Raw genomic sequence first — 4,174 nt, forward strand, 5'->3', positions numbered from 1 at the left:
CGGGGAAGTCACTCGGCAAACCGGGCCGGCAATGGCCGCCGGCGCGGTGACCAGGCCGGTCACCGGCGCGCAGGCGCGCATGCCTCGTCCGTCGGCAGGAATAGACCCGCGGTTCCGATGGTTGACCCGGCAGCATTCATCGACGTCGACGTGAGGAACCTGCGACAGTGTCCGTGCCACTGAGCATTCTCGATCTGGTCTCCATCCCCGAAGGCTCAACGGCCCGCGACGGCATCGCCGCCTCGATGGACGCGGCCCGCACGGCGGACCGGCTCGGCTACCGGCGGCTCTGGTTCGCCGAGCATCACAACACCGCCAACCTGGCCGCCAGCGCCACAGCGCTGCTGATCGCCCAGGCCGCATCGGTCACCGAGCGGATCCGCGTGGGATCCGGCGGTGTGATGCTCCCCAACCATGCGCCGCTGATGGTTGCCGAGCAGTACGGGACCCTCGCCAGTATGTACGGCGACCGGATCGATCTGGGCCTGGGCCGTGCCCCGGGCACGGATATGATGACCGCTCGTGCGCTGAACAGGTCATCCAGCGAACCGCAGGCCTTCGCCGAGCACATCTTCGATCTGCAGGGCTGGTTCGGCACGGACGGAACGGCCCGCAGCGCCCCGATCGTTTCCGCTGTCTCCGCGGGCACCGAGGTCCCCATCTGGGTCCTGGGTTCGACCGTCAACGGGGCCTCCATCGCCGGGCAGCTCGGCCTGCCTTTCGCCCTCGCCTCGCACTTTGCGCCCGATCAGCTGGACGAGGCCGTCCGGGTCTACCGGGACACGTTTTCCGATTCCGCACCCACCGCACAGATCGCCGAGCCCTACCTGATGGCGGGCATCAATGTCATGGTGGCGCCGACGGACGAGGAAGCCGAGCGCGAGTTCACCACGCTCGGGCAGATGTTCCTCGATATCCGCAGCGGCCGGCGCCGCAAGCTCCAGCCACCGATCGACCCCGAAGAGCTCGCTGCCCAGGGCGGCCGGGATCACTCGATGCTGCGTATCAGGGCAGTCGGCGCGCCGCGGACGGTCGTGCGGGAACTGGCGGAATTCGTCGAGCGCACCGGCGCCGACGAGCTCATCACCGTCACCTACGCCTACGACCCCGCCGTGCGGCAGCGCTCCCTGGAGCTTCTTGCCGGCGAGTGGTTCTGAGCCGTCGGCCGTACCGGAAGTCTCGACAGACCGTCATTTCCCGGGCGCGGGCAAATCACTGCCGCCGCCGGATCATCTCCAGCATGGGGAAGCCGGGCGCCGGGCCACGCGCCCCTGACGTGCCAGGATGAGCGGGCGATACGAGAGGAACGCCGCCGGTCGCCACCGCGGCCGCGCGCCGACGCGTGGAGGCACGATGCGGACACCCGATGACCACGGCGCCCCGGACCTGTCGGTCGGCCCGCTCGTCCGGGCGACGGACCAGGATCCCTGGAAGAAGGTCGCGGCGCAGGCATCGAAAGGCCGGGTGATTTTCCATCCGGCCGCCGCGCAATCCGCGGCCCTGGAATGCGCCGAGGTCATGGGCACGGTGGGCGCGCTGCGGCAGGCGATCAAGGATATGGGCCGCCTGAGCGAACTCAGCCACCTCCCGTCGGGCTGGTATCTGGCGAACCAGCTCAACGGCACGACCAACACCATCGACTCCGTGATGGACAGTTTCCGGACGGTACTGGGCGAAATGCTCGATACCTTCAAATGGGCCGGCCGGAACTACCTCGCTTCCGACGATCGGTCGGCAGCGGAATTCCCCGGCCCGTCCCGGCAGGCCATGCGCGCTGCGCTCGCCGGTATCCGGCCACCGACCGCGTCGGCCGCACCCGAAAAATTTTCCCGGCAACCACCGAACGAGGGTCGCGAACCGGCCACCTTCAGCAAGGGTTCGAATACCGAAGTCACCACCGTGGGGGCCCGTGATGTCACCGATGCCGATGATGCCGGCCAGAAGTCCGGAAAACCGATCGAGGCAAGCGAGCTGGTCCGCCCCGCGAACGTGAACGACAACATGCTCTACTTCGACGATTCCAACCAGGCGCGGCCGAAGTCACTCCAGCAGGAGACGCTGGAAAGTGGTGGCGCCACGGAGAATCCGTATAGTCAGCAGTGGCGTGACCTCTACGATCTGGGTGTCTCGACCCAAAAGGCAGTCAAACCCGTCTACCACCAGGCCGAGATGTGGAAATGGGTGGCCGGTGAAATGGGAAAATCGGTCGAAGGCCTGGCCGTTCGACTGACGAAGGTGCCGGAGGGCGAGTGGGACGGTGCGGGCGCAGAAGCAGCCAAATCGGCTGTGCAGGACTATCACGCACGCGCCCGGGATTTCATCCTCCGGATCGAAGCGTTCAGCGGGAATCTCGATTACGCCTCCCGCTGGCTGAAGAACACCGCCAAGGGAATGCCCGATACTCCGGAACCGCCGGAGAGCTATTACGATCCAGGGCAGTCTTATGCTCATTACGATCCCTATAGTGGCTCGGGTGGATTGACGGGCGGGGGATCGTCGATCCGTACGGCGACCGAGGCAGATATCGCTCGGCAACTCGCCATCCACCGCCAGAACATGGAGAACAACTATGTGGTAGGCGTACAGAACAGCTCGGAATACCTCCCGGCGTTCAACGAACTGCCCGCCGCCACCGCACCCGCTCGGGGTGACACCCCACCTCCTGCGACACTCCCCGCTGGATCGACCACCGGCCCGTCCGGCTCGGGGACCTCCGTCCCGAGCGGCGGCGCGCCGATCGCGCCGGGACGTCCGATGCCGAACGGTGTACCGGATATACCCGCCGGGCCGGCCCCGCTCGGTCCAGGTGCACGAGCCGGCGGTCCTACCGGCGCTTCCGCGGCCCCGCAGACGCCCACGCCCACCGGTGCGCTTCCTCCCACCGGCGGCTCCGCCGCCGGGTCCGCGAATCCTGCCAACCCGTTGGCCGACCTCGCGGGCAAGGGTCTGCAGTCCGCCCGATCAGCCGCGGAAGAGGCGGCAAAGCAGACCTCTCTTCCGGGAGGTATGCCGAGGGTGCCCACGCCCCCTGGCATGCCGCCGGCCGGTGGGCCGCGGCCCGGTGGATTGTCCGCGGGTGGAGCAGCTTCCGGCGGCACCGGAACCGGCGGTTCCAGTCCCGCCGCTCCTGGGTTGCGGAGCAGCCCCGCACTGTTCCCCCGCGCGGCCCTGGAAGGCCCGCTGGCCGGCGCCCGGGCGGCGGCCGCTGGAATGGGACCGACCACACCGATGAACGGCGCCCCCGGCAGTCCCGGCGCGGCCGGCGGGAATCAGGGGCAGCAGGACAAAGATCACGACCGGGCCAAATACCTCAGGTCCAAGAAGCACCTCGACCAGGCACTGGGAGAGGGTCCCACCTTCACCAGATCCATAGTGGGATGACACGTACCTGGAAACTGTCCGACCTCGAATTCGTGGTCGCGTGGGAACGGGATCAGGCCGATCTGCTGCCCGAGCCGTTCGTCTTCACCAGCCGCACCCCGCTCTACGAGGATTTCCTGGCGGAGAAACAGACCGTCCGGGAACAGCTGCGGACCGGTTCGGACCCCGCAGTGGAGCGGGCGCTGGAGATCATTGCCCGGCCCGATATCCGGATCGTCGCGCACGGCTGGACCGGTGATCCCCACGATCCCGCCGGCCGGATCCGGATGCTGGGCGTGCGGCGCGGTAACGCCGGGTACCTGGTCAAACAGTTGCCCGGCGAAACCGTATGGCACAGCAGTGGTTACGTGATCAGCGAAGTGGACCCGCTGGCGTTGTCGGATCTGGTCGCCGCCGAACTTCCGGATTGTGCAGCGGGTGCCCGGGGGGCGACGATACTGTGCTCACCGGCCGCCGATACCACCATGGATTATGACTATGGCCGCTCGGCGGTCACCGGCACCTTCGAGGACTCCGAAGAGGAGCTGGCCGAACAGTTCCGGAACACCCCGGCCACCGGACAGGGCAGGATCACGGTGGTCCAGGGTTGTTCCCGCTTCGGGCCACGGGGGATCTGCCACTATGGGCTCGACTGGCGCGATCTGCGCGAGGACGGGCGCTATGTGATCCCGCTCAGCGATCCGCTCGTCGCCACACCGGCCGACCGCACGCGGCTGTCCGCCGCGATCTCGGACGCGACGGCCGCTGTGGTGGCCGCGATCCGTGACGAACGTCGGTGATCGGGCCCTCGCGA

Annotated in this window: 3 protein-coding genes; all 3 read left to right on the forward strand. The window is 68.0% G+C overall.

All coding sequences use genetic code 11. From position 1 onward, the window contains the following. Positions 1-167 precede the first annotated feature (167 nt). The 3 genes from ACQEVO_RS13550 (at position 168) to ACQEVO_RS13560 (ending at position 4,160) form a co-directional block, all read left to right on the forward strand. A complete protein-coding gene (locus ACQEVO_RS13550) occupies positions 168-1,157 on the forward strand; it encodes an LLM class flavin-dependent oxidoreductase (protein WP_432912903.1) in 990 nt (329 codons plus the stop codon). 196 nt (positions 1,158-1,353) lie between these two features. Next, positions 1,354-3,381 carry a hypothetical protein gene (locus tag ACQEVO_RS13555; RefSeq protein WP_432912905.1) on the forward strand — a complete coding sequence of 676 codons (2,028 nt, stop codon included), beginning with the start codon at positions 1,354-1,356 and terminating at the stop codon, positions 3,379-3,381. Continuing rightward, positions 3,378-4,160, forward strand: coding sequence for an ESX secretion-associated protein EspG (locus ACQEVO_RS13560; RefSeq protein WP_432912907.1), 783 nt, complete (start codon positions 3,378-3,380; stop codon positions 4,158-4,160). Before ACQEVO_RS13555 ends, ACQEVO_RS13560 begins: the two co-directional genes overlap by 4 nt. Positions 4,161-4,174 lie beyond the last annotated feature (14 nt).

It is taken from the genome of Nocardia sp. CA-290969, from assembly GCF_050936135.1.
In the GTDB taxonomy this organism is placed as follows: Bacteria; Actinomycetota; Actinomycetes; order Mycobacteriales; family Mycobacteriaceae; genus Nocardia.